This window comes from Sphingobium sp. AntQ-1, assembly GCF_028538045.1.
GTDB lineage: Bacteria > Pseudomonadota > Alphaproteobacteria > Sphingomonadales > Sphingomonadaceae > Sphingobium > Sphingobium cupriresistens.
Genome location: NZ_CP117158.1, coordinates 2,555,711 through 2,578,323, shown reverse-complemented (window position 1 = coordinate 2,578,323; position 22,613 = coordinate 2,555,711). Strand labels below are relative to the sequence as shown.

22 protein-coding genes are annotated in these 22,613 nt (G+C 65.8%); 3 read left to right on the top strand and 19 right to left on the bottom strand.

Going from position 1 to position 22,613, the window contains the following annotated elements:
* Positions 1-13 precede the first annotated feature (13 nt).
* The 18 genes from fliD to sphantq_RS12805 all read right to left on the bottom strand — a co-directional run bounded on the left by fliD (position 14) and on the right by sphantq_RS12805 (position 17,007).
* A complete protein-coding gene (gene fliD / locus sphantq_RS12890; RefSeq protein ID WP_066600055.1) occupies positions 14-1,405 on the bottom strand; it encodes a flagellar filament capping protein FliD in 1,392 nt (463 codons plus the stop codon).
* Positions 1,406-1,486: 81 nt separating this feature from the next.
* On the bottom strand, positions 1,487-1,942 hold the full coding sequence (locus sphantq_RS12885; protein ID WP_129926897.1) for a hypothetical protein: 456 nt from the start codon (positions 1,940-1,942) through the stop codon (positions 1,487-1,489).
* A 146-nt stretch (positions 1,943-2,088) separates the two neighbouring features.
* Positions 2,089-3,225 carry a flagellar type III secretion system protein FlhB gene (gene flhB, locus sphantq_RS12880; protein WP_066600052.1) on the bottom strand — a complete coding sequence of 379 codons (1,137 nt, stop codon included), beginning with the start codon at positions 3,223-3,225 and terminating at the stop codon, positions 2,089-2,091.
* A gap of 3 nt (positions 3,226-3,228) precedes the next feature.
* A complete protein-coding gene (gene fliR / locus sphantq_RS12875; protein WP_066600050.1) occupies positions 3,229-4,011 on the bottom strand; it encodes a flagellar biosynthetic protein FliR in 783 nt (260 codons plus the stop codon).
* Positions 4,008-4,280, bottom strand: a complete 273-nt coding sequence (gene fliQ / locus sphantq_RS12870) for a flagellar biosynthesis protein FliQ (RefSeq protein ID WP_066600048.1) — start codon at positions 4,278-4,280, stop codon at positions 4,008-4,010. The genes fliR and fliQ overlap by 4 nt, the downstream gene beginning before the upstream one ends.
* A gap of 38 nt (positions 4,281-4,318) precedes the next feature.
* On the bottom strand, positions 4,319-5,077 hold the full coding sequence (gene fliP, locus sphantq_RS12865) for a flagellar type III secretion system pore protein FliP (protein WP_272800232.1): 759 nt from the start codon (positions 5,075-5,077) through the stop codon (positions 4,319-4,321).
* 40 nt (positions 5,078-5,117) lie between these two features.
* A complete protein-coding gene (locus sphantq_RS12860; protein ID WP_066600044.1) occupies positions 5,118-5,381 on the bottom strand; it encodes a FliO/MopB family protein in 264 nt (87 codons plus the stop codon).
* Positions 5,382-5,468: 87 nt separating this feature from the next.
* Positions 5,469-5,804 (bottom strand): flagellar motor switch protein FliN, encoded by a 336-nt coding sequence (gene fliN / locus sphantq_RS12855; RefSeq protein ID WP_066600042.1) that lies wholly within the window; start codon positions 5,802-5,804, stop codon positions 5,469-5,471.
* Complete coding sequence (locus sphantq_RS12850) at positions 5,801-6,685, bottom strand: flagellar motor switch protein FliM (RefSeq protein ID WP_129926896.1); 885 nt, start codon at positions 6,683-6,685, stop codon at positions 5,801-5,803. Before sphantq_RS12850 ends, fliN begins: the two co-directional genes overlap by 4 nt.
* 135 nt (positions 6,686-6,820) lie before the next feature.
* Entirely contained in the window at positions 6,821-7,489 is a 669-nt protein-coding gene (locus tag sphantq_RS12845; RefSeq protein ID WP_129926895.1) for a flagellar basal body-associated FliL family protein, read from the bottom strand.
* Between the two features lie 28 nt (positions 7,490-7,517).
* Entirely contained in the window at positions 7,518-10,214 is a 2,697-nt protein-coding gene (locus tag sphantq_RS12840) for a flagellar hook-length control protein FliK (protein WP_272798682.1), read from the bottom strand.
* Between the two features lie 2 nt (positions 10,215-10,216).
* Positions 10,217-10,642, bottom strand: coding sequence for a hypothetical protein (locus sphantq_RS12835; RefSeq protein ID WP_066600034.1), 426 nt, complete (start codon positions 10,640-10,642; stop codon positions 10,217-10,219).
* Positions 10,639-11,967: a FliI/YscN family ATPase gene (locus tag sphantq_RS12830; protein ID WP_066600031.1), complete on the bottom strand. Its 1,329-nt coding sequence runs from the start codon at positions 11,965-11,967 to the stop codon at positions 10,639-10,641. The genes sphantq_RS12835 and sphantq_RS12830 overlap by 4 nt, the downstream gene beginning before the upstream one ends.
* Complete coding sequence (locus sphantq_RS12825) at positions 11,964-12,602, bottom strand: FliH/SctL family protein (protein ID WP_408021484.1); 639 nt, start codon at positions 12,600-12,602, stop codon at positions 11,964-11,966. Before sphantq_RS12825 ends, sphantq_RS12830 begins: the two co-directional genes overlap by 4 nt.
* Positions 12,595-13,611: a flagellar motor switch protein FliG gene (fliG, locus tag sphantq_RS12820; protein WP_066600030.1), complete on the bottom strand. Its 1,017-nt coding sequence runs from the start codon at positions 13,609-13,611 to the stop codon at positions 12,595-12,597. The genes sphantq_RS12825 and fliG overlap by 8 nt, the downstream gene beginning before the upstream one ends.
* Positions 13,604-15,355 (bottom strand): flagellar basal-body MS-ring/collar protein FliF, encoded by a 1,752-nt coding sequence (gene fliF, locus sphantq_RS12815; protein ID WP_272798681.1) that lies wholly within the window; start codon positions 15,353-15,355, stop codon positions 13,604-13,606. Before fliF ends, fliG begins: the two co-directional genes overlap by 8 nt.
* A 3-nt stretch (positions 15,356-15,358) precedes the next feature.
* Positions 15,359-15,715 carry a flagellar hook-basal body complex protein FliE gene (gene fliE, locus sphantq_RS12810; RefSeq protein WP_272800231.1) on the bottom strand — a complete coding sequence of 119 codons (357 nt, stop codon included), beginning with the start codon at positions 15,713-15,715 and terminating at the stop codon, positions 15,359-15,361.
* 20 nt (positions 15,716-15,735) lie between these two features.
* Positions 15,736-17,007, bottom strand: a complete 1,272-nt coding sequence (locus tag sphantq_RS12805) for a sigma-54 interaction domain-containing protein (RefSeq protein ID WP_066600024.1) — start codon at positions 17,005-17,007, stop codon at positions 15,736-15,738.
* 344 nt (positions 17,008-17,351) lie between these two features.
* Here sphantq_RS12805 and sphantq_RS12800 point away from each other — a divergent pair, with 344 nt between their 5' ends.
* The 3 genes from sphantq_RS12800 to mdoH all read left to right on the top strand — a co-directional run bounded on the left by sphantq_RS12800 (position 17,352) and on the right by mdoH (position 21,799).
* Positions 17,352-18,152 carry a flagellin N-terminal helical domain-containing protein gene (locus tag sphantq_RS12800; protein ID WP_066600021.1) on the top strand — a complete coding sequence of 267 codons (801 nt, stop codon included), beginning with the start codon at positions 17,352-17,354 and terminating at the stop codon, positions 18,150-18,152.
* Between the two features lie 210 nt (positions 18,153-18,362).
* Positions 18,363-19,847 (top strand): glucan biosynthesis protein, encoded by a 1,485-nt coding sequence (locus sphantq_RS12795; protein WP_272798680.1) that lies wholly within the window; start codon positions 18,363-18,365, stop codon positions 19,845-19,847.
* A 62-nt stretch (positions 19,848-19,909) separates the two neighbouring features.
* A complete protein-coding gene (mdoH, locus tag sphantq_RS12790) occupies positions 19,910-21,799 on the top strand; it encodes a glucans biosynthesis glucosyltransferase MdoH (protein ID WP_443021479.1) in 1,890 nt (629 codons plus the stop codon).
* A 75-nt stretch (positions 21,800-21,874) separates the two neighbouring features.
* On the opposite strand, the gene sphantq_RS12785 is transcribed toward mdoH, so the two are convergent.
* Positions 21,875-22,606, bottom strand: coding sequence for a sigma-70 family RNA polymerase sigma factor (locus tag sphantq_RS12785; RefSeq protein WP_066600016.1), 732 nt, complete (start codon positions 22,604-22,606; stop codon positions 21,875-21,877).
* Positions 22,607-22,613 lie beyond the last annotated feature (7 nt).

The window sequence follows — 22,613 nt, the reverse complement described above, 5'->3', positions numbered from 1 at the left end:
TCTGCGTCCCCGATTAACTATCGCTGTTGTTCCAGACCTCGATCTGCTGTTCGAGGTAGCTTTGTGTCGCCTTGAGCGCGCTGAGGCGCGTTTCCATCGCCGCGTAGATCTTGGTCAGATGCTCCTCATAATTGGTCATCTTCTCATCCAGATCTTCAAGCTGCTTGGTGAATTCCTCGGCCTGCGCGTCGTAGCGCGCCTGCGCCGTCTTGAGCGGACCATCCTCCTGCTCGATATTGTCGCGCACCGTGTCCATCAGGGCGGACAGGCCAGGGCTGGCCGTAGTCGACACCTTGGGGTTCACCATGTTGGTGACGCCTTCCGGGTCCGCCTCCATCGCCGATGCCAGCCGGGCCGTGTCGAGCGTCAACGTCCCGTCGCGATTGGTCGACACGCCAATGTCGGCCAGCGTTTTGTAGGTGCCGGTCGCCGCCAGCTGGGTCGATGTGATCGCCGCCAGCTGGCGCTTCATGTCGCGCACGCCGGCCACGCCGTTCAACACACCCGCGCTGGACGAATCCGCGCCGGTCGCCGTTGCGGTGTTCAGTGCCTTCATCAACGTATTGTAGGCGTCGACAAATTCCTTGAGCAGATCGGACAGGCCGGCCGTGGGCTGGCTCATCGACAGGGTCACGGTGGTGCCGGGCGACGCCTTGTTCAGGTCGATCCGCAGATAGGGGATCGCATCGTCGATCGTGTTGCTGGCATATTCATAGGCGACGCCATCCAGCGTCACCTTGGCATTCAAGGGAGCGGACGAGCTGGTGAAGCTCATGCCGCCCAGGATGCTGCCGCTGTCGTCGGCGCTGGCGCTGATCGTGAAATCATTGTCGGCGCCGGTTTCGCCCTTGAAGACCAGGCGGGCGCCCTGCGTGTCGATGACGACGCGCGCGGTGACGCCGGTATTGGCGGCATTGATGGCGGCGGCCAGGCCGGCGAAACTATTGTTGCTCGAATCGAGCGTGATGACGGTGTCTTCGCCCGCCGCATTGGTGAGGGTGAAGCTGCCCGTGCCAATCACGGTGCTGCCGGTCGCGCCGCTGGTCGCGCCGGTCGAATAGACACGGGCGGACGCCAGTTGATCGACGGTCAGTTGGGCGGGCAGGCCGGCGGGGCTGCCGCCGCTCAGCAAGCTGACCGATGCGATGCTGGCGTCATTGGAGGCGACGGCGCCGGTATAATCGGCGCCGGACAAGACTTCGGTCAGCGCGTCGGCAAAGGTATCGAGCGAACTGATGGCGGAGGCCAGCGCGGAAATGCGCGAACTGTTGAGCGACTGCTGACTCGTGATCGCGGTCTGCTTGGGCTCGCGGGTCGCGCTCACCAGACTGGTCACCAACGCGGAGGTGTCGATCCCCGACCCTGCGTTGAGCGCCGTCAAAATGCTGCTGCCTACCGAAGTCATGCGCCGTCCTTTCAAGGGGATAGAACGGCGGTAGCGGCCAGACCTTTAGGAATGATTTGCGCTGCGCCGGAACAAGCGGAATCAGCCCGCGGACGTGGTGACCTGCTCGACCGTGGCGCGCGACACATGGGCGTGCGCCCCGTGGGCATAGGAGGCCCGCTCGACGATGCGCTTGGCCAGGACGGCGGCATGTTCCACCGCTTCCTTGCTGGCGGGCGGCAGCGGCACCAGCACCATGGGGCGCGGGATCATCGACTGGATCGCATCGACCGCATCATCGACGCCGCCGACGCCCGACTGAAGGTCCGCCAATATGTCGGCGATCCTGGCGTGCACCTCTACATATTCGGCGATGCTGGCGAGGTCATCGTCCACCACGACGCCGTCGCCCTGCGGGGACGCCTTTGTTGCCTGATTTGCGGGGATCTGGGTCGAACGACCGGGCGCCACAGGCTGAACAGCCTGGACGGGTATGGGCGGACGCGAAACGGCCCTGTCGACGGGCGTCAGTTCGCTTCTGGAAACATAATCGTTCATGACGCACCATCCTAATGCGTCCCCAATGAAGAGAATACGGACGAGCGCGGTTAAACTTTAATGCATCATGCGGATTTTTTTCCGCAGCAGATAAAGGGCGACCGCAATGGAGATAAGGCCGGGTTTGGGCCGGTCCACCATGCCGCCTATTGCTTCTGTCCATCCGCGTTGAACCGCAGATCTTCGGGCACGGTGATGAACGGCCGGTCCATCTCGGTCGCCATCTTGTTTTCCACGCGGAAGACGAAGGCGAGGACGGTCGCGACCGCCATATACAAACCTTCGTTGACGATCTGCCCGGCGCGCGACGTGAAATAGACGGCGCGCGCCAGTTCGGGATATTGCAGGACGGTCACGCCATTCTGGTCCGCCAGTTCGCGGATCGCCGCGGCGATCGCATCGCAGCCGCGCGCGACCACGACCGGGGCGGCATCGACGCCCGGCTTGTAGCGCAGGGCGACTGCGAAATGGGTCGGGTTGGTGATGATGACGCTGGCCTCCGCCACGGCCTGGCGCGTGGAGCCGTTCAGCACCTCGAACTGGCGGCGGCGCAATTGCCCTTTCATTTCGGGCGAGCCTTCGCTTTCCTTATGCTCGTCCTTGATCTCCTGCTTGCTCATGCCCAGCCGCTTGGCGCGCTGCATGATCTGGGCGGGGACGTCGATGCCCGCGATCAGGAACAGGCCGCCCGCCATCACCAGACAGGTCAGGATGAAGAGATTGCCCAGATCCGCCATGGCGGGCGCGACGCCCATTTTGCCCAGCGCGGTGATCTGCGTCAGCCGATCCCATATGAACCAGATGCCGATGCTGCCGAGCAGGCCGATCTTGGCGATCGACTTGACCAGTTCGATCAGGCCCTGCGTACCGAAAATCTTCTTGAGGCCCGCGCCGGGATTCATCTTCGACGCCTTGGGTGCGAAGGCGCCGGGACGAAAGCCGAGCGAGCCGAGCAAGGCGGGCGCGGCGATCGCGGCGATGAAGGTCGCGAGCATCACACCGGCGGCCGGCAGGGCGATGGTGCCGAGCAGTTCGGCCCCGCGCGCGGCCGGCGAAAAATCGACGATATCCTCGCGGCGGAAGCGCAGCGCGTCGGTGAGCATGTCCGACAGGGCATCGATCAGCGACGGACCAGTGATCGCCAGCCACGCGATGCCCGCCATCACCACCAGCGCCGTGCCCAGTTCCCGCGACTGGAGGATGTCGCCCTTCTTGGCGGCGTCGTCCAGTTTCTTCTGGGTTGGTTTCTCGGTCTTTTCGCCGCCGCCGGGACTGTCCGCCATGGCTTAGCGTCCTTCCGCGATCGACTGGGCTTCTTCCAGCCCGGCCTTGAGCGAGGCGGTCATGCCTTCGGCCATGATCGGCGTGGCGATGGCGAGCAGGATCAGGCCCGCCATCATCGCCACCGGCATCCCGACCGCGAACAGGTTGAGCGAAGGCGCGGCGCGGGCCAGCATCCCCATCACCACCTGCACCAGCACCAGCGCAAAGGCGACCGGCAGCGCGACGGTGACGCCCGCCCCCAGCAGCGCGCCGCCAAAGGAGATCAGGCGCCAGACCGTGTCGTTGGACAATATGCCCGCGCCCGGCGGGATCGCCTGATAGCTTTGGACGACGAAGCTGGCGAGCAGCAGATGGCCGTCCATGCCAAGCAGCAGGAAGGTGGCGAGGATCGAGAGGAAGGTGCCCAGCACCTGGGTCGACTGGCCCGACGAGGGATCGACCATCGCCGCGAAGTTCAGACCCATGGCGTTGCCGATCGTCTCCCCCGCGACGAAGGCGGCGGCATAGCCGATCTGGACCGCGAACCCCAGAGCGAGGCCCGCCATGACTTCGCCCGCGACCATCATCACGCCTTCGAAGCTGGCGACGCCGTCCTGCGGCAGGGTGATGGTGACGCTGTTGAGTGCGGCGAGGCCCAAGGCCAGGCTGAGGATCAGGCGCAGTTGCAGCGGCACCGCGGGCGCGCCGAAGACCGGCGCGGCGATGAAGGCCGCGCCCGGCCGGATCATGGCGATCAGCCAGACCCAAAGCTGGTTTTCGACCCCGGCGAAGCCCGGCGCGATCATTGAAGCAGGTCCGGGATGCGTTCGAAGATTTCGCGGGTGAAGTCGGCGATCAGCACCATGATCGACCCGCCGAACAGCGCCAGCATGCCGCCGACGACGATGATCTTGGGGATGAAGCTCAACGTCTGTTCGTTGATCGAGGTCGCCGCCTGCACCATGCCGATGATGAGGCCCGCGATCAGCGCCGGAATCAGCACGGGCGCAGCCGCAAGCGCCGTGATCCACAGCGCCTGTTGGGCCAACCCCATGAAGAAATCGGCATTTTCCATGGCCTACCGCACCAATGGATGGGGGAGAGGATGGCCGGTCATGTCGCGAAAGATCCCGCGAGCGACCCCATGGTCAGCGCCCAGCCATCGACCAGCACGAACAATAAGAGCTTGAACGGCATGGATATGATCGTGGGCGACAGCATCATCATGCCCAGCGCCATCAGCGTGGACGCGACCACCAGGTCGATGATGAGGAAGGGCAGGAAGATCATGAAGCCGATCTGGAACGCGGTCTTCAATTCGCTGGTGACGAAGGCGGGCAGCAGGATCGTGAAGGGAATGTCGTCGGGCGTGCGGAAGGCGGGCGCCTTGGCGAGATTCTGGAACAGCTTGAGGTCGCTTTCGCGGGTCTGCTTGGCCATGAAGCCATGCAGCACCTTGCCCGAACGACCGACCGCTTCCTCGATGCTGATCTGGCCCTTGCCATAGGGATCGAAGGCCTGGGCGTTGATCGTGTCGATCGCAGGCCGCATCACGAACAGCGAGAGGAAGAGGGTGAGGCCCACCAGCACCTGGTTGGGCGGCGTCTGTTGCAGGCCGAGCGCCTGGCGCAGCAGCGACAGGACGATAATGATGCGGGTGAAGCTGGTCATCATGAGCACGAGCGACGGCAGCACCGTCAGCAGGCTCATCAGGACGAGGATTTGCAGGCTGAGCGAAAGCGAGCGGCCGTCGCCCGAAATCTGGCCCATGGCGCGGCTCAATGCGCCGCCATTGTCGACGGGCGGTGTGGCGGCGGGTGCGGCCTGGGCAAAGGCGGGGACGGTGAAAAGCAGGACCGCAACAAGGATCATGGCCGCAAGGGCGGGCAACCACCGCCTCCACGGTCCGGCCTCAGCGCAGGCGGACATGATCGCCTTCCGCGATCTTCTCGATCCGGCTGCGGGTGACGGACAGGAGTATCTTCTTGCCCTCGAACTCCACCACGGCGAGCTTGCCGAACGCGCCCATCGGCAGCGCTTCGAGCAGCTTCAAGGAACGGTCGCCCTGCCCCGCCATCATGCCGGGTTGATATTTGCGCCAGAGCCACAGCGCGCCAAAGGCCATGCCGCCCACCAGCGGCAGCAGGATCAGCAGTTTGACGAAATACCAGAACATGAAATGGCCTGCCCGCAGCTATGGTTAACAGCGCCTGCGATCCGCAGTTTCGCGACCGAAGGCAAGCTTAAAATCAGAAGCGGCGGATCAACCGCGCCGTTCGATCCCGGCGAGGCGATTTTCGGTCGCGGCGATGTCAACGATGCGGATGCCATAGCGGCCGTTGACCGTCACCACCTCGCCCTTGGCGATCAGCGCCCCGTTGACCATGATGTCCAGCAGGTCGTCGGCCTGGCGGTCCAGTTCGACGATGCTGCCTTCGGCAAGGTCCATGACTTCGGCCAGGCGCAGCGAGGTGGAGCCGACCTCCACCGACATGCGGACCGGGATGTCGGCCAGCAGCTTGAACTGGCGGTTGTTGGTCATTTTGCTCAGCGGGTCTTCGCCCCGGTCCATGCGGGGGGCTTCGCTCATGTCGCTCATTGATCGGGTTCCTGTGCAAGCTTTTCAATCTGGAAGGCGGCGCGGCCGTCCTGTTCGCCGATCGTGCCATGGGCGACGATCCGGTTGCCGACGATCAACGGCAGCGATCGGCCGATGGTGACGGGAATGACGTCGCCGACCTTGAGCTGCATCAGTTCGGCCAGCGAGAGATTGGGACGCGCCAATACGGTGCGCGCGGGCATACGGATGTCGCGCATCCGCCGGGCGATGCGCGTCTGCCAGACGGGGTCGCGCTGTTCCTCGTCCGCTGGCAGATTGCTGCCCATCAGCGCCTCTACCCCGCGCAGCGCGGACAGCGGAAAGACGATGTCGATCGGCCATTCCTGTTCGCGGGTGATGGAGATGACGAAGCGTTGCAGCACCATCTGGTCGCCGGGCTGCGCCGACGCGGCATAGCCGACCGCGCTTTCGCGCAGGATCAGCCCCTGTTCCAGTGGCAGGATGTCGGCCCAGGTTTCGACCAGGCGGGTGACGATGCTGTCGGAAAGCCGGGCGATCAGCCGGTCTTCGGTCGGCGTGAATTCGCCGCGCGCGGGCAAGGCCCGGTTGCCGATGCCGCCGTAGAAACAATCGACCATGGTGGAGATCATCGCCGCGTCCATCCGCAGCAGCATCTGCCCCTTCAGCGGCAGCAGGCGATAGATGGACAGGCTGCAAAAGGCGGGCACATCGACCGTCCATGCGGCGAAATCCAGCACGCGCGTATCCTGCGCCACGATGTGCGGGCGCACGCCCGCGATCGGCTCGATCAAGGCGCGCATCCGCCGGCCGAGCTTTTCGCCCAGCCGGTCCAGCCCCGACAGCATGATCGGCGCCTGCGAATCCCCGCGCCCGAAGGCGTAGGTCTGTACGTCGTCCATCTTGGTCCCCTGCCCCATGGCGGATCAGGGCACGTCCCCGATCCTTTGGCGCAGCGCCATTAATAACGAAAATGGTAAAATTGGAGTTAACAGGGCGACGAGCGGCGCCGGCAGCAGGGCGCCAATGCAGCGGTCTTACTGGATCACGAAATTGGTGAAATAGACGTTATCGACGCCGCCATAGCCGGTCTTCTGCTTTAGCACATCGTTGATGATGACCTTGATCTTGCCCTGGAGCGCCTGCTTGCCTTGCGGCGTGTCGAGCACCTCCTGCGGCTGTTCCGCCAGCATCATCAGCATCTCGCTGCGGATCGGCATTTCATGCTGCTTGATCGCCGCGATCACGCGATAGTCATAATAGGTCGAAACGGCGACGGAGATCTGGGCGAAGGCGTCGGTGTCCGACATGTTCGACGTGAAGGGCGCCTGAAGCTGGAAATAGGTGGCCTGATAGGCGGCCGGATTGGCTGGCGTCGGCAGGTCGACGCCCTTGCCCGGCGCATGGCCCGTAGACACGACATGGCTTTCGCCGCCGGATTTGCCGCCGCCTTCGCCGCCACCGCCGCCGCCCGCTTCGCCAGCCCAGCCATGGGCGGTCGCGATCGCCTGCGCATCCTCACCGGCCAGCACCAACACGGGCTTGTTGGGATCTTCCTTCGGCCCCTCCGCCTTCGGGCTGAAGAAACCGGCGGCATAAAGTCCACCGGCGGCGCCCGCGCCACCCACGACGACGCCCACGACCAGCAGCAGGATCATCTTCATGCTCCCGCCCTTCTTTTTCTTGGCCTTTGGCTCGTCGCTCATATGTCTGGTCCCCTACGAAAAGCGCTGGTCACGCATAGCGCGCGCGAACGGCACCGCCGGCGCTTTCGCCGACGTCCGTATGGTTAAGAACGGCAGCGTCACTTCCCGCTTTATGCCCCAGGGCGATATTTTCGCGTTGCTGGCCGTGGCCCTGCATATGCGACTGAGCGGACGATTGGCCGGGATTTTGGCCCATGCCCTGGCCTGCGCCCTGCCCCATGGATTGACTTGGATTTTGGCCCTGGCCGCCGGATTGCTGCTGCGACGAATTTTGGTTGCCGCTGCTGTCCGCACGCGCGGTTTCGGCGACATGGGGCGCGCGCTCTATCTTCACTTCGCTGATGCGCATGGCGGACAGGCCCGCGTCCAGCCTTAGCCGGTCGCTCTCCTGCCGCAAGGCCTGTTCGGCCGCCTCGGTCGCGACGGTCAGGCTGATGGCGGCGCCATCAGCGCCCTGTCGGATATCGACCTGGATCGGGCCGAGCTGGTCGGCGTTGATCTGAAACCGGCCCTGCGCCCCATTGGCCGACAGGCCGGCGACATCGCGCGCCAGCCCGTCGATCCACTGGCCCGAAACGCCCATATCGACAATCTGCGCGCCAAGACTGGCGGACAGGTCGATGGTCGGGATGACCGGCGCGGTGGGCGCGGTGGGCGCGGGGGGCGCGAGCGGCTGGACGGTCGGCTGGACCAGCGGCGCCAGCGACGGGCTATCGTCGCTGATGGTTGTCGGCAGGATCGCTGACCCGACGTCGGGCGCCATGTCGCGGGCCGGCGCGGCGGTTTCAGGTCGGCGCGACACGCGCAGGCTCATATGATCGCGCACCAACTGGAGCAGCGATACGGCTTCCGCGCGCGGTTTGACGGGAGCGGTCGGGATAGGGGCCTGTGCAACATCGGCGGGCAGATCCAGGGCTTCGGCGGTGGCGGGCGTGGCGGGCGCGACCAAAGAGGCTGGCAGGATTTCCGGGGTCGGTGCGACTAGGACCGCGACGGGCGGCGCAGCGGATACAGAGCCGGCCGTCGGCATCGACGCTGCCGAAGCGGGCTGGCCGGTCGGACGCAGGGCGTCCGGCGCAGGCGCAGCGGCGGGATGATCGGCGGCCATCATCGGCGCTTCGTCCGGCAATGTCGGCGCGACGCCTGGCGGAACGATTGTCGGAGCAGGCGACGCCGCCACTGCTGGAACAGCTAAGGCTGCGACTGGTGGCGTCGCGATCTGGGGGACCAGCGGCGCAGCGGATGCGGAGGCGGCTATCGGCATCGGGGTCGCCGGCGCGGGCGCGGGCGCGGTGGCGGGATGGTCGGTGCCCCTGGTCCGCGCGTCGTCCGGCAGGCCCGGCGCCTCGCCTTGCGGAGCGATCGTCGGGACGGGCGACGCCACCGTTAGCGGGGCGGCCATGGCCGCGACTGGCGGCGTCGCGACCTGCGGGACCAGCGGCGCAGCCGATGCGGAGGCGGCTATAGGCTTCGAGGTTGTCCGCGCGGCAGCGGGATCGTCGATGGTCCTAGCCCGCGCGTCGTCCGGCAGCCTCGGCGCTTCGCCTTGCGGAACGATCGTCGGGACGGGCGACGCCGCCGCTGCCGGGACGGCCACGGCCGCGACTGGCGGCGTCGCGACCTGCGGGACCAGCGGCGCAGCGGATGTCGAGCGGGCCGTCGATATGGGGTTTGCCGAAGTGAGCGGGCTGGTCGGACGCGCGGCGTTGGACGCGGCGGCCGACTGATCAGCAGCGGGCATCCGCGCTTCGGCCGTCAGCGGGGGCGCGGAGTCGTGCAGCGCGGCTATCGGCGCCGGTGAAGCCACCATCTGGACAGCAGGCGTTGCCGCCACAGCCGGGCCAGGGATGCTGGCGCTATCGAGGGGGGCGACCGGAGCTGGTTGCGCCATCCGCGCCGGGGCGCCGATCGAGGGCGCGCGGCGCGGCGCGGGCTTTACCTGTTCGGTCGGGGTCTGTTCAACTGGGGCGACGAAGAGCGGAAGGACCAAAGCCGGTGGCGCCATGACCATGACGATCGGCGGGGATGAAGACTGGCCATCATCTTGCGCGACGGCGTTCGCTTCGTCGCTGGGAAGCTCCTCGGCTTCTGGCGTGTCAGCCATGTCGATTGGCGGCGCGGGGTGGCGCGGCGCAGCGGGATGCGCCTTGAGCGACGCGGGCGCAGGGGCGGCCGGTTCGACCGGCGGCGTGGCGGGCGTGGCGGAGGATGCTGCTGCAGGCGATATAGGCTCTGCCGCCTGTTCCGGCGTCGGGGCGTCGGTCCCCGGCATGGGGGTGTCGGCCATTGTATCGACCTGCGCCGGAATCAGCGCGATCGACGCATCGACCTCTGCGAGCGACGCCGGGACGAGCGCAGCGCCGGCGAGGGGCCGCGCCTCTTCAGGCTTTTGAAATGAAACAGCGAGTTGGACAGGTAAATGGAGGTTTGCTGTCTGCGGTTCGGGTGCGACAGAGATTAAGGGAGGGGTCGCATCGGCAACGACAGGATGCCATCCTTTTCCATCATGGTCCTGATATTCAAGCATTTTTTTGGATGTCGCGACGGCATCCGCAACGATGAAGGGCGCGATGGTCGGCCGCGCGGTTGCCGTTGAGGCTACACCGACGCTGTTCAACATTTGCGCAAAGTCGCCGCCGCCCTCAGTCGGGATGGCGTCCGTCTTCACGCCCGACGACGCGGACGTAGCGAACAAAAGCGCCTTGAGGCTGGTCAGCATCGTCATCGTCAAACATCCCCCTCACGCTGCATCCGGCGATAGCGCGGCAGCGCGGCAAGCTTGGTCTCGCGCCATGCCTCCAGATCCGCGCGGGCGCGGTCCTTGAGGCGGGTGGCGATTTCCTTCTCGCGGTTCGCTGCAAGAGTCATGCCTTCTTTGGCCTCGACCTTGCGCTTCGCATCATAAAGCGCGCCGTCAAGCTGTCGCCCGGCCTGTTCCAGCCGGGTGGCGAGTTCCTGCATCGCGGCGAAGGACGCGCCGGTCGCCATCCCCTGCGTCTCGAACAATTCGCTGCGCACCTTGGTCAGCCGTTCGATATTGCGGGCGAGGCCATCCGCCTCGTCGCGGGCGCGCGCGGTTTCCGCCACCGCCATGGCGTGCTGAACGTGGCGCACGCGCAACACGCGCTGGCGGCGACCGACTAGCCCCCTCATGCGCTAAAGCCCGCGACCAGCGCATCGGCGCTGGTGTCGAGATCGATGCGGCTCTTCTGGTCCTGGCGGATGAAGTCGAGGATTTCCTGGCGGCGCTTGACCGCTTCGTCGATGACCGGGTCGTTGCCGGGGCGATAGGCGCCCATCAGGATGAGGTCGCGATTTTCCTCATAGGCGGCCCAGAGGCGGCGATAATTGGCGGCGGCCATGCGATGTTCGTCATCCACCACGTCGGCCATGACGCGCGACAGCGACTTGCCGATATCGATGGCGGGAAAGATGGATTGTTCGGACAGGTGCCGCGACAGGACGAAATGCCCGTCGACAATGGCGCGGGCGGCGTCCACGATCGGATCGTCGGTATCGTCGCCATCGGCCAGCACGGTATAGAGCGCGGTGATCGAGCCGCCGGTGCGGGCGTCCACCCCGGCCCGCTCCACCAGACGCGGAATGAGCGCGAGGGCCGAGGGCGGATAGCCCTTCATCGCGGGCGGTTCGCCCAGCGCCAGGCCGATTTCGCGCTGGGCGTGGGCGCAGCGGGTCAGGCTGTCGATGAGGAGCAGCACTTTCTTGCCGCGGGCGCGATAATATTCGGCGATCGCGGTGGCGCGCGAGGCGGCGCGCAGGCGCAGTACCGGGGGATGATCGGCCGGCACGGCTACGACGATGCTCTTGTGCATCGTGTGCTTGAGCTTGGTTTCGAGGAAATCGCTGACTTCGCGGCCGCGTTCGCCGATCAGGCCGACGACGACGATATCGGCTTCGGCGCCGGCGATCATCTGGCCCATCAGCACGGATTTACCGACGCCAGAGCCAGCGATGATGGCGATACGCTGACCGCGTCCGGCGGTGAGCAGCGCGTTGACGGCGCGAACGCCCAGATCAAAGGCTTCGGTGACGCGGCCACGGTCGAGGACATTGCCCTTCACGCCGTTGAGCGGCCAGGTGCCGCCCGCGATGATCGGCCCCTTGCGGTCGAGCGGCTGGCCCATCGCGTCGATGACGCGACCGATCAGGCCGTCGCCGACCTGCACCATATTGGCCTGGCTGTCGGGTTCGACGCGGATGCCGTTTTCCAGCGGCGCGTCGGCGTCGAGCGGGACCAGCAGCGTGCGGTCGCCGCGAAAGCCCACGACTTCGGCGCGGCAGACGGAGCCATCGCTGGCCATGACGCGCGCGCCCGACCCGATCGGACGGCGAAAGCCGGTGACTTCCAGCATCCCGGCATCATGGCTGACCAGACGGCCGATCCGGCGGGGCGCGCGGTTCTGGACCTGCAGATGGTCGAACAGGCTTTCGGCCTGGGCCAGCGCGGCGCGGATCATGCTTTCCCTTCCATATCGTCCATTAGCGCGCGCAGGCGGGCCAGACGGACGTCCGGGCCGTCCTCGACCCAGCCATCGGCGGTTTCGAGCCGCACGCAGCCGCGATGCATGGCCTTGTCGCCGACCAGCTTGACGCCGATCGTCTCGCCTTCCAGCAGCGTGATGTCGTCGGGATGGAGATGCAGGGCGCTCTTGCCCTCATTATCCTCAATGAAGGCGGCAACGGTGTCGCAGCGCTGCACCAGCCGTTCGATGTCGATCTCCACTTCGCCGACAATCTGTTCGACCAGGCGGACGACCGTGGCCGACAACATGGTGGACAACATGCCGCTGGGCGCGGGCGCGAGGGTTTCGAGCGCTTCGGTGAGGCGGGTGCGGGCTTCGCTTTCCTCCCCATGGGTCTGGGCGGTGACGCGGCAACCTTCATCGAAGCCCATGGTGAAGGCCTCCATCCGGGCCTCCTCCATCAGGTCGATTTCCGGTTCCGCCTCGATCACGCCGTTGCGCATCGTGCCGGCCTGCGGCGTCTGCGGCGAGGTGTAGAGGCTGCGGAAGCCGCCTTCGACCGGGCGGAAGCCCGCGACCGCGACGGGTGCGGCCTCCTGGATCGCCTGCGCACCCCAGAAATTAGACAAAGTCGTTCCCCTTGCCGCCCAGCATGATGGTGCCGGCGTCGGCCATGCGGCGCGCGGTGGCGATGATGAGTTTCTGCGAATCCATGACCTCGGCCAGGCGGATCGGCCCGCGTTCCTCGATCTCGTCGGCGATGGCCTGCGCGGCGCGCGCCGACATGCAACTGAAGATCTTGGCCTTGAGCAGGTCGTTCACGCCCTTCAAGGCGACGACCAGCGCGGCACTGTCGACGGTGCGCATCAGCGTGCCCAGATTCTTGTCGTCCATGTCGATGAGGTTGTCGAAGACGAACATCTCCTCCTCGATCGTCTGGGCGATCATCTTGTCGCGTTTGGCGACGGCCTTCATGATCCGCTGCTCATTATCCTTGCGGACATTGTTCATGATCGCGGCCGCTTCGATGGTGCCGCCGCGCTGGGAGGCTGCGCCCTGCTTCTTGACCGGACCGCGCAGCAGCAGCTGTTCCAGATCGTCCAGCGCCTCGTTCGACACGGGGCCGAGCGTGGCGATGCGATAGACGATCTCTTCCTGATATTCGGCCGGCAGCAGTTGCAGCACGTCGGCCGCGACCGGCGCTTCCAGATGGGCCAGCACGATCGCCATGATCTGCGGATGCTCCATCTCGATCAACGTGCCGATTTCCTTGGCGTCCATCCATTTGAGCATTTCCAACTGGGTGGAGCGGGTCGGCGGGGTGATGCGGGCCAGGATGGTTTCCGCACGCTCCTCGCCCAGCGCCTTGGTCATGGCGCCGCGGATATGGCGGGTGGCGCCATATCCGATGGTGGTGCGCTTCTTCGCCTTGGTGACGAAATGGTCGAGCGCTTCATTGACCTCTTCGGGATCGACGTCCGCCACATCATACATGGCGTAGCCGAGTTGGCGCACTTCGTCCGGCTCCAAGCGCGACAGGATCTGGGCGGCTTCATCCTCGTCAAAGAGCATGAGCAAGACGGCGGCGGCGGCGCTGCCTTTCAGCGCTTCGGGACGACCGGGAACGATCTCAGGCATTTTCCTTCTTCCCTTCCTTCAGAAGGTCACGGACGACGAGCGCGGCCCGATCGGGATCCTGCTTGACGAAATTGCGGATGAGGTCCGCGCGCTGGGCATAGTCGTAAGTGGAGGAGATCATGTCGAGCGTGACCTTGGGCTCCGCGCCGTCCGGCCCGGCGACGACGGCCTGCTTGGTGATTTCGCTGGAAATCTCGCGACCGATGCGCTGGCCTTCCTCCGGGGTCGGGGCCGCCAGAGCGTCGGGCGCTGCGGCGCGGCGCTTCAGGAGCGGGCGACCGATGCCGAAGATGACCAGCAGCGCGACCAGCAGCGCCGACACGTTGCGCACCAACGGCGACATCCAGTCGGCTTCATACCAGGGCGCTTCGGGCGTGGTTTCCTTGAGGAAGCTGCGCGAGGACAGGGCGACCACGTCGCCACGCCCCTGGTCGAAACCGACCGCGCCCTTGACCAGCGCTTCAAGCGCGGCGATTTCCTGGGGCGTGCGCGCCTTGCCGTCCGGCGCGGTGTCGAGCGCCACGGCGACCGACAGGCGCTTGACCGTGCCGATCGCGTCGCGGGTGACCGACACTTCACGGCCCAGTTCGAAACTGCGGTTGAAGGTTTCTTCGGTCTTCATCAGCGGGTTGGGCGGCGTGCCGGGGGTCGCTTGCGCGCCCTGCGCGGTCTGGCCCTGCGTCACGGCCTGGCCATTGGGGTTCGTCTGGGTCACGGTCGGGTTGACCGGGGCCTGATTGCTGAGCGCGCCTGGGATGCCGGACGCTTCGCCAGTCCCTTGGCCGCGCGGATCGGACGCCCAGGTGCCGGTTTCGTTGCGCAACCGCGCCTCATCCTGCGGATAGGTTTCGCGGGTCGCCTGACGCTCGGCGAAATTCAGTTCGGCATGAACCTCGGTCGAGAAATTGCCGGCGCCCAGGATCGGCGTCAGCAGCGCGATCACCGACTGGCGATAGCGATCCTCGATCTTGCCCTGCACCGCCAGTTGACGATCGTCGGCGGCGTTGCCGTCATTATTGCTGAGCAGGCGGCCATTTTGATCGACCAGCGAGATATCGTCCGGGTTGAGTTCCGGTATCGAGGAGGCGACGAGGTGGACGATGGCGTTGACCTGCGCATCGGTCAGCGTCCGGCCGTTGGCCAGGCGCAGCATGACCGAGGCGGAGGGCTTGGACCGTTCGCGCAGGAACACGCTGGGCGGTTCGACGGCGAGATGCACCTTGGCGGTTTCGACGCTGTCGATCGCCTCGATCGTGCGGGCGAGGTCCATTTCGCGGGCGGAGCGCAGCTTTTCGCCCTCGACGGCGCGCGATGCGCCCATCGGCAGGCTGTCGATCATGCTGTTGCCGTCAGGCGCGCTCTTGGGCAGACCCTGGGCGGCGAGCATCATCTTCGCCTTGAAATAATCGTCTTCGCCAACGGTCATGCCGCCGCTGTTGTCGAAGTCATATTTGATGCCGCTCTGGTCCAAGACCTGCGCGACGGCGGACTTGTCGCTGTCAGGCAGGGCGCGGAACAGGTCGCGCTGCGGCGGTTCGCGCAGCGCCAGCCAGGCGGCGCCCGCCACCGCGACGGTGCCGAGCAGGCCGAGCAGCGGGAGGCTTTTCGCCACCGCCGGTTGTTTGATGAAGCCGGTGAAGCGCGCCTTGAGCGCGTCCATGCCCTTGGCGTTGCCGCCAAAGGCGGGAGCGGGAGCGAGAGCGGGCGTCGATGCGCCGACATTGGTGCTGAGTGCGTTTTCCATGGTTTAGACCGGCATGCTCATAATGTCCTTATAGGCGGACAGGAGTTTGTTGCGGACCTGGAGGGTCGCTTCGAAGCTGACCGACGCCTGCTGTTTGGCCAGCATGACGGCGGCGATATCGGTGGTTTCGCCACGTTCGAACGAGGCGGCGGCTTCGCCGGCCTGGGTCTGGAGGCCGTTGACCTGTTGCAGGGCGCTGTTGAGCGCCTCTGTAAAGCCGCCCGGCGCCGTGCCCTGGGCGCCGCCGACGCCAGGCGCGCCGACCGTTCCGGTCGAGGCGACATCGCGCAGGGCCGCGTTCTTTTGCAGGATGGCGTTGCGGATCGCCATGACGCTGTCAGTGGGTGAAACGCCGGCGATGGCCATGATTCAGCCCTCCTTCAAGCCGCTGCCAGCTCGCGCATCTCGGCGAGCCGATAGCGCAGCGTGCGTTCGGAAATGCCCAGCTTGCGGGCGGCGGCGGCGCGGTGACCATCGGTTTCGCGGAGGGCGGTGCGGATGGCTTCCAGCTTGCTATGATGGGCGACGTCGCGCAGCCGGGTCGGTTCGACCGCGACGGACGCCGGCGCCGCGATCGGCGCGACCACGCGCAAAGGCTGCGGCGCGCCGGTCAGGTGTAGGTCATCCGCCTCGATCATCGCGCCGTCGCGCAGCACAAGCGCGCGCTGCAGCACATTGCCCAGTTCGCGGGCGTTGCCGCGCCAGAGATGGGCGGTCAGTTTATCCATCGCAGCGGCGCTAGGCCATACGAACGACGCCTTGGCCATGTCCTGATGACGCAGCAGCATCGCGGCGGCGATCGCGGCGACATCGCCGGGGCGTTCGGCCAGCGGACGCAGTTCCAGCGGCATGACGTTGAGACGCCAGTAAAGATCTTCGCGGAAGCGGCCCGCGGCGACTTCCTGCGCGAGGTTGCGGTTGCAGGCCGCGATGATGCGGACATTGACCGGAATGGGGTGGGTCGCGCCGACGGGCAGCACTTCGCCTTCCTGAAGCGCGCGCAGCAGCTTGGACTGGAGCGACAGCGGCAGTTCGGCGATTTCGTCGAGGAAGAGCGTACCGCCGTCCGCCGCGAGGAACAGACCTTCCGACGCATTGGATGCGCCGGTGAAGCTGCCCTTCTTATGACCGAACAGCATCGCTTCCATCATGGTTTCGGGCAGCGCTGCGCAGTTGACGGCGATGAAGTCATGGCCGGTGCGGCCCGACTGGGCGTGCAGGAAGCGCGCCATGCCTTCCTTGCCGGTGCCGGTGTCGCCCTGGATCAGAACGGTGGCGTCGCTGCGGGCGACACGGCCAGCCAGCGTCATCAGCCGGGCGCTGCCGCTGTCGCCGACCGCGGGGATGGCGGCGGGGCGGGCCAGTTCTGCGATCAGGGCGAAGGCGAAGCCCATATCCGCAATGCCAAAGGCGACCCGCGCCGGCAGGCCGTTGGCGGCGGACGCCAGCGAAGGCGCGCCGTCACGCACGTTGATCAGGATATCGCGATAGGTGGCGTGACCGATTTCGGTCGCCAGCAGGATACGCCGGTCGTCCCTGTCACGGGGGTCGGCCGCATCGACGATGCGCACTTCATAGAAGGCATTTTCAAGCCAGTGCTGCAGCCCCGGAAGAAGCGCGCAGACGCCACGGCTCACGTCTAGTGTCGACATGAACAAAACCCCATCATTTGGCTGGCTTGTACCCCCGTACGCCCCAACCCCCTTCGATGGTTAACAAATAGCCCGTCTGTGGTTATCAGATAGTTAATGCCGTCTGCCGGCTTGCCGCAATGCGGCAGTTTTTTTCCGGCAAAAACGGCAATATCTCCGACTTCAGTCTAAGGCGCGCGCATTGCGCCCGCGTAAGGGCATTTTCGGGCCGCCCGAATCACGCCTTTTTCAAAAAAAACGACGTCGGCGCTAAAAGCCCGTGGCGCCCCGCCGTTATCCCCTTTCGAGGCCGCAAGCGCTCTAACGGATGGCAGCGACCTGATAGCGAAACGAAAGGGAACACCATGACTGTTATCGGAACCAACACTGCAGCGCTGCGCTCGGCCAATGCTTCGTCGATGGCCAGCAAGTCGCTGAGCACCGCAATGGAACGCCTGTCGACCGGCAAGCGCATCAACAGCGCCAAGGACGACGCCGCCGGCCTGGCCATCGCTTCCACCATGACCTCGCAGATCAAGGGCATGACCCAGGGCATCCGCAACGCCAATGACGGCATCAGCCTGGCGCAGACCGCGGAAGGCGCGCTGAACGAAGTCAGCAACATGCTGCAGCGTATGCGCGAACTGACCGTGCAGCGGAACAACGACACCAACAGCACCGAAGCGGTCGCCAACATCGACGCGGAAAAGGACCAGCTGGCTGTTCAGATCAACGACATCCTGACCAAGACCGAGTTCAACGGCAAGGCGCTCTTCCCGACCACCGATGACGTCGTGACGATCCAGGCCGGCGCCAACGACAGCGACACCGTGGAAATCACGTTGAGCGACATCGACGTGTCCGGCGTGGCCAGCGCCACCGAAGCGCTCGACACCGCCAATCTCGCCGCCTTCGACACCGCGTTGCAGACGGTCGCCACCGCCCGCGCCACGCTCGGCGCCGTGCAGAACCGCCTGGAATCGTCGGTCAACAACCTGACCAACAACATCACCAACCTGACGGACGCTCGCAGCCGCATCGAAGACGCCGACTTCTCGGCCGAAACGACGGCGCTCGCCAAGCAGCAGATCCTGAGCCAGGCGTCCACCGCGATGCTGGCCCAGGCCAACCAGAGCCAGCAGGGCGTGCTCAAGCTGATCGGCTAAGACATAACAAGATTGGTCGGCTGAGGTCTTGGTCACCGCCAGCCGCCCAAGTGGCCCCCGGCACATCAACAGTCCCCACCGTGCCGGGGGCGACACCTTCGATCGAACGACCAGCCTGTTTGAAGCCTCCGTCCCCCCGGACGGAGGCTTCTTCGCATGACCGCGGATACAGACTTGGCTTCGCCGGTTGTCCGCCCCATGATAAAAGCCATGAACGAGATTAATCGGCGCGCGATGATCGCCGCCTCCAGCGCCGCCCTCCTGCTGCCCGACATGCTTTTTGCCCAAACCGGCGGCGCCGCCTTTTCCTGGGACAGGTTGGTTGGCCAGGCGCAGCGCCTCGCCCGCGCGCCGTTCAGGGAAACGCCGCCCCATCCCGGCGCAGCGGAGGTCGATTACGACGCCCTGCATCAGGCGCGGTTTCGCGATGCGCGCACTTTATGGGGCGACCTGCCCGGCGACACAGGGGTCCGTTTCTTTCCGTTGTCGGTGAACGCCGCCCAGCCCGTGTCGATCGCGATCGTCGAGAAAGGGCGCGCGAGCCAGCTGCGCTATGATCCCACCATGTTCGAAACGCCCGCAGGCAATGCCGTTGCCGCGCTGGGGCCGGATGCGGGCTTTGCCGGTTTTCGCATCATGAATGCGGCGCGCGACGGGGACTGGCTGTCCTTCCTGGGCGCGAGCTATTTTCGCGCGCCCAGCCCGCAAAAGCAGTTCGGCCTGTCGGCGCGCGCGATCGCGATCAACACCAGCCTGCCCGGCCAGGAGGAATTTCCCCGCTTCACCCATTTCTGGCTGGAGCGGACCGGCGCCAGCAGCGTCACCATCTATGCGCTGCTCGACGGCGCGTCGATCGCCGGCGCCTTCCGCTTCGTCAGCAGCCTGGGGCCGCAGGGTGTCCAGCAGGATATCAGCGCCGCCCTTTTCCCGCGCCGCGCCATTCCCGAACTGGGACTGATGCCGATGACCAGCATGTTCTGGTACGACCAAGCCAATCGCGTTCAGGGGACCGACTGGCGGCCGGAAATCCATGACAGCGACATGCTGTCGATCGCCAGCGCCGACGGCATCGCCCATGCCCGGCCGATCGTGAACCCGTCCGCGCCGCATTTCAGCGCGTTCAAGGAAGTCAGTCCGAAGGGCTTCGGGCTGCTCCAGCGCGACCGCGACTTCGACCATTATCAGGATGACGGCGTCTTCTACGATCGCCGCCCGTCGCTCTGGTCAACGCCGACCAGGCCGCTCGGCGCGGGCGCGGTGCGCCTCTACGCCTTTCCCACCGACAGCGAATATACCGACAATGTCGCCGCCTATTGGACGCCAGACGTCGCCCCGCGCGCGGGTGCGCGGATCGACCTGGCCTATCGGCTCGACTGGTCGGCGGCGCGCTCGCCCGCTTCGACCGGCATAGCCATCGTCGAAAATGTCTGGCGCGGACGCGGTGACGGCGATGCCGAACGACTGGTGATCGATTTCGCCGGCGTGGCGGCTGGCGGCAAGCCCGATATTTGGGCGGATGTGGCCAGCGGCACGCTCGTCAAGAAGGCCGGCTATCCGGTGTTGGGCCGCGACGGCCTGTTCCGCGCGGTGCTCGACATACAGCGCGCGCAGGGCAAGTCGGCCGATATCCGGATGCAGTTGCGGGCGGGCGATCGCGCGCTGAGCGAATATGTGCATTATCCGCTCGGTGTCTGAAGGGAACCGTCTATGCATCGGGCGGTTGTGACATATTGGGTCAATCGCGATGGGTCTGATGGATGATGGGGAATGGAGGCGCGCAAGCGCCGACCACCGATGCCGGGGGCAAGCCGCTGGCGCGGGCCTTTGAGCAGGTGCCGCCGGAAAGCGCGCTGGCGATGCCGGAACAGGATTTCGGCGTCAGGCCCGACCTGATCGCGCGCCGTCCGCTCAACATCGACATCTGGGCGCGGCGTTTGCTGGTGGTGCTGCTCGCCCTGCTCCCCGCCGCCATGGCCGCGCATGAGATGCGCCGGTCGATCGGGCTGGACGGGATTTCCGCGTGGGAGGGCGTCTATCTCGCGCTATTCATTCCGCTTTTCGCCTGGATCGCCTTTGGTTTCGCCACCGCGATGATCGGTTTCCTGCTGCTGACGGTCGGCAAGGGCCGCAGCGTGACCCCCCGCCCGCTCAACGCCGCCACCCCGCTCAAAGGCAAGACCGCCATCCTGCTGCCGGTGTGCAACGAGGATTTTCTGGGCGTGCTGGGCCGGCTGTCGATCATGGAGCGGTCGCTGGCCCAGGTAATGGGCGGCGAACGGTTCGAATTTTTCATCCTGTCGGATTCCAATCCCGAAAGTGGCGAAGTCGAACGCCGCGCCTATCAGGAGATGCGCGCCTCCTTTTCCCGCCCGGTCCATTATCGGAGGCGGGCGCTCAATATCGGGCGCAAGCCGGGCAATATCGCCGAATGGGTGCAGCGTTTCGGCGGCGGTTACGATTATATGGTCGTGCTGGACGCCGACAGCGTGGTCAGCGGGCAGACGATGGCCCGGCTGGCTGCCGACATGGAGCGGCATCCCCATGTCGGTCTGATCCAGACCGTCCCCACCGTGATGGGCGCCGCCACTTTGTTCGCGCGCTGGCAGCAATTCGCCAGCCGCTTGTTCGGCCCGACCTCGGCCGCCGGCATGATCTGGTGGGCGGGATCGGAAGGCATGTTCTGGGGCCATAATGCGATCGTGCGGGTCAGCGCCTTCGCAGAAAGCTGCGGCCTGCCCGAATTGCCGGGCCGCGCGCCGTTCGGCGGGCATATATTGAGCCACGACATGCTGGAGGCCGCGCTGCTGCGCCGCCGCGGCTGGGACGTGCATATGGTCACGGCCGACGACAGTTTCGAGGAATTTCCGCCGTCGATGCCGGACCTGTTCACCCGCGACCGCCGCTGGTGCCAAGGCAATATCCAGCATGTGCCGTTGCTGGTGAAGATCAAGGGCCTGCATCCGGTCAGCCGGTTCCAGTTGCTGGTCGGCGCATCGGCCTATTGCACGTCGCCGCTCTGGCTGGCGCTGATGCTGGTGGTGCTGGGTGGCGCGCTGGCCGGGGTGTGGCCGCCCGCCGCGATCCTGCCGTCGGGCGGATTGCTGGCGCTGACGGCGATCCTGCTGTTCGGCCCCAAGATTTTGGCGATTCTGTGGGCGATGGCCGATCCGGCCCGGCGCATCGGCTTTGGCGGCGCGGCGCGGATGACGCGCGGCGTGCTGGTCGACATCATCCTGTCGATCCTGATGGCGCCGGTGGCGATGCTGACCCAGACGATCAACCTGTTCAGCATCTTGATGGGCCGCAAGGCGAGCTGGAACGGGCAGACCCGCGATCGCGACGGCATGGCGATGACCAGCGCGATCTGGCTGTTCAAATGGCATTTGCTGCTGGGCGCCGGGCTGACCGCGATGGCGGTGAAGGCCGGCAGTCTGGGCTGGATGTCGCCGGTGGTCGCCGGCCTGTTCGCCGCGCCGGTGCTGGCGGCGTTGACCGCGCGCAAGGATTTGGGGCGCAAGGCGGAGGAACATGGCCTGTTCCAGGTCGCCGATCCGTGGTGGCGCACGCAAAGCTATCGCCCGCTGCGCTTTCGCTGGCCGACGACGGATGGCCGACGGGTCGGGCCGCTGGCGGCGAATGATGAGTGATGGATAGGTAATCAGCCGTTGTGGGGATCGCAGGACTGGGTTCCCGCCTTCGCGGGAACACCACCAGCCTGAATGTCAGTCGTCCCAGTCGCGCAGTTTCTCGCGTAGCTTGTCGAGCGCCGCTTTCTTGATCTGGCACACCCGCGCTGCGCCGATATCCATGGTCTGGCCGATTTCCTCCAGATTGAGTTCCTCGACGAAATAGAGTTGCAGCACCAAAGCTTCGCGTTGGGGCAGTTCGCCGATGCAGGCGGCCAGCGCCTTTTTCAGTGATTCCCGCTCCATGACGTCGTCGGCGCGATCCTCGACATCCGCGAACCACATCGACTGGTCGGAATAGACCTCGTCCATGCTGGTATGTTGAACCATTTCGACGCTGTCGGCGATCTCGCGATAGGCGGCCGGCTCCAGCCCCATGTCGGCGGACATTTCGGCCTCGGTCGGCAAGCGGCCGAGCTTCTGCTCCAGCCGGTTGCGCACCCCGGCAAGTTCTTTCCGCCTGGCCATCGCCGACCGGCAAATCGTTGCCTGCCGCCGCAGATGGTCGATCATTGCGCCGCGCACGCGCAACTGGGCATAGGCGGCGAAGCCCAGGCCGCGATCCTCGAAACTATTGGCGGACTCGACCAGTGCGACCATGCCGATCTGGAGCAAGTCCTCAATCTCTATCGCCGTCGATACGCGGCCATGGACGTGCCAGGCGATCTTGCGCACCAGCGGCATATATTGGCGGGCCAGCCGTTCGGGACTGTTGTCGCCGGGCTTGGCATAGGTATGGGCGCCGGCCGCAATCTTGTTCATATACATGGCTCAG

Excerpts from the sequence above, each read along its gene's own strand:
- fliG (WP_066600030.1), bottom strand. The coding sequence starts at position 13,611 with ATGCCTGAGATCGTTCCCGGTCGTCCCGAAGCGCTGAAAGGCAGCGCC.
- sphantq_RS12785 (WP_066600016.1), bottom strand. The coding sequence starts at position 22,606 with ATGTATATGAACAAGATTGCGGCCGGCGCCCATACCTATGCCAAGCCC.
- sphantq_RS12805 (WP_066600024.1), bottom strand. The coding sequence starts at position 17,007 with ATGTCGACACTAGACGTGAGCCGTGGCGTCTGCGCGCTTCTTCCGGGG.
- sphantq_RS12835 (WP_066600034.1), bottom strand. The coding sequence starts at position 10,642 with ATGAGGGGGCTAGTCGGTCGCCGCCAGCGCGTGTTGCGCGTGCGCCAC.
- fliP (WP_272800232.1), bottom strand. The coding sequence starts at position 5,077 with ATGATCCTTGTTGCGGTCCTGCTTTTCACCGTCCCCGCCTTTGCCCAG.
- fliD (WP_066600055.1), bottom strand. The coding sequence starts at position 1,405 with ATGACTTCGGTAGGCAGCAGCATTTTGACGGCGCTCAACGCAGGGTCG.
- sphantq_RS12795 (WP_272798680.1), top strand. The coding sequence starts at position 18,363 with ATGAACGAGATTAATCGGCGCGCGATGATCGCCGCCTCCAGCGCCGCC.
- fliN (WP_066600042.1), bottom strand. The coding sequence starts at position 5,804 with ATGAGCGACATGAGCGAAGCCCCCCGCATGGACCGGGGCGAAGACCCG.
- fliQ (WP_066600048.1), bottom strand. The coding sequence starts at position 4,280 with ATGGAAAATGCCGATTTCTTCATGGGGTTGGCCCAACAGGCGCTGTGG.
- fliR (WP_066600050.1), bottom strand. The coding sequence starts at position 4,011 with ATGATCGCGCCGGGCTTCGCCGGGGTCGAAAACCAGCTTTGGGTCTGG.
- sphantq_RS12830 (WP_066600031.1), bottom strand. The coding sequence starts at position 11,967 with ATGATCCGCGCCGCGCTGGCCCAGGCCGAAAGCCTGTTCGACCATCTG.
- sphantq_RS12850 (WP_129926896.1), bottom strand. The coding sequence starts at position 6,685 with ATGGACGACGTACAGACCTACGCCTTCGGGCGCGGGGATTCGCAGGCG.
- sphantq_RS12885 (WP_129926897.1), bottom strand. The coding sequence starts at position 1,942 with ATGAACGATTATGTTTCCAGAAGCGAACTGACGCCCGTCGACAGGGCC.
- fliF (WP_272798681.1), bottom strand. The coding sequence starts at position 15,355 with ATGGAAAACGCACTCAGCACCAATGTCGGCGCATCGACGCCCGCTCTC.
- mdoH (WP_443021479.1), top strand. The coding sequence starts at position 19,910 with ATGATGGGGAATGGAGGCGCGCAAGCGCCGACCACCGATGCCGGGGGC.
- sphantq_RS12840 (WP_272798682.1), bottom strand. The coding sequence starts at position 10,214 with ATGACGATGCTGACCAGCCTCAAGGCGCTTTTGTTCGCTACGTCCGCG.
- flhB (WP_066600052.1), bottom strand. The coding sequence starts at position 3,225 with ATGGCGGACAGTCCCGGCGGCGGCGAAAAGACCGAGAAACCAACCCAG.
- sphantq_RS12800 (WP_066600021.1), top strand. The coding sequence starts at position 17,352 with ATGACTGTTATCGGAACCAACACTGCAGCGCTGCGCTCGGCCAATGCT.
- sphantq_RS12860 (WP_066600044.1), bottom strand. The coding sequence starts at position 5,381 with ATGTTCTGGTATTTCGTCAAACTGCTGATCCTGCTGCCGCTGGTGGGC.
- sphantq_RS12845 (WP_129926895.1), bottom strand. The coding sequence starts at position 7,489 with ATGAGCGACGAGCCAAAGGCCAAGAAAAAGAAGGGCGGGAGCATGAAG.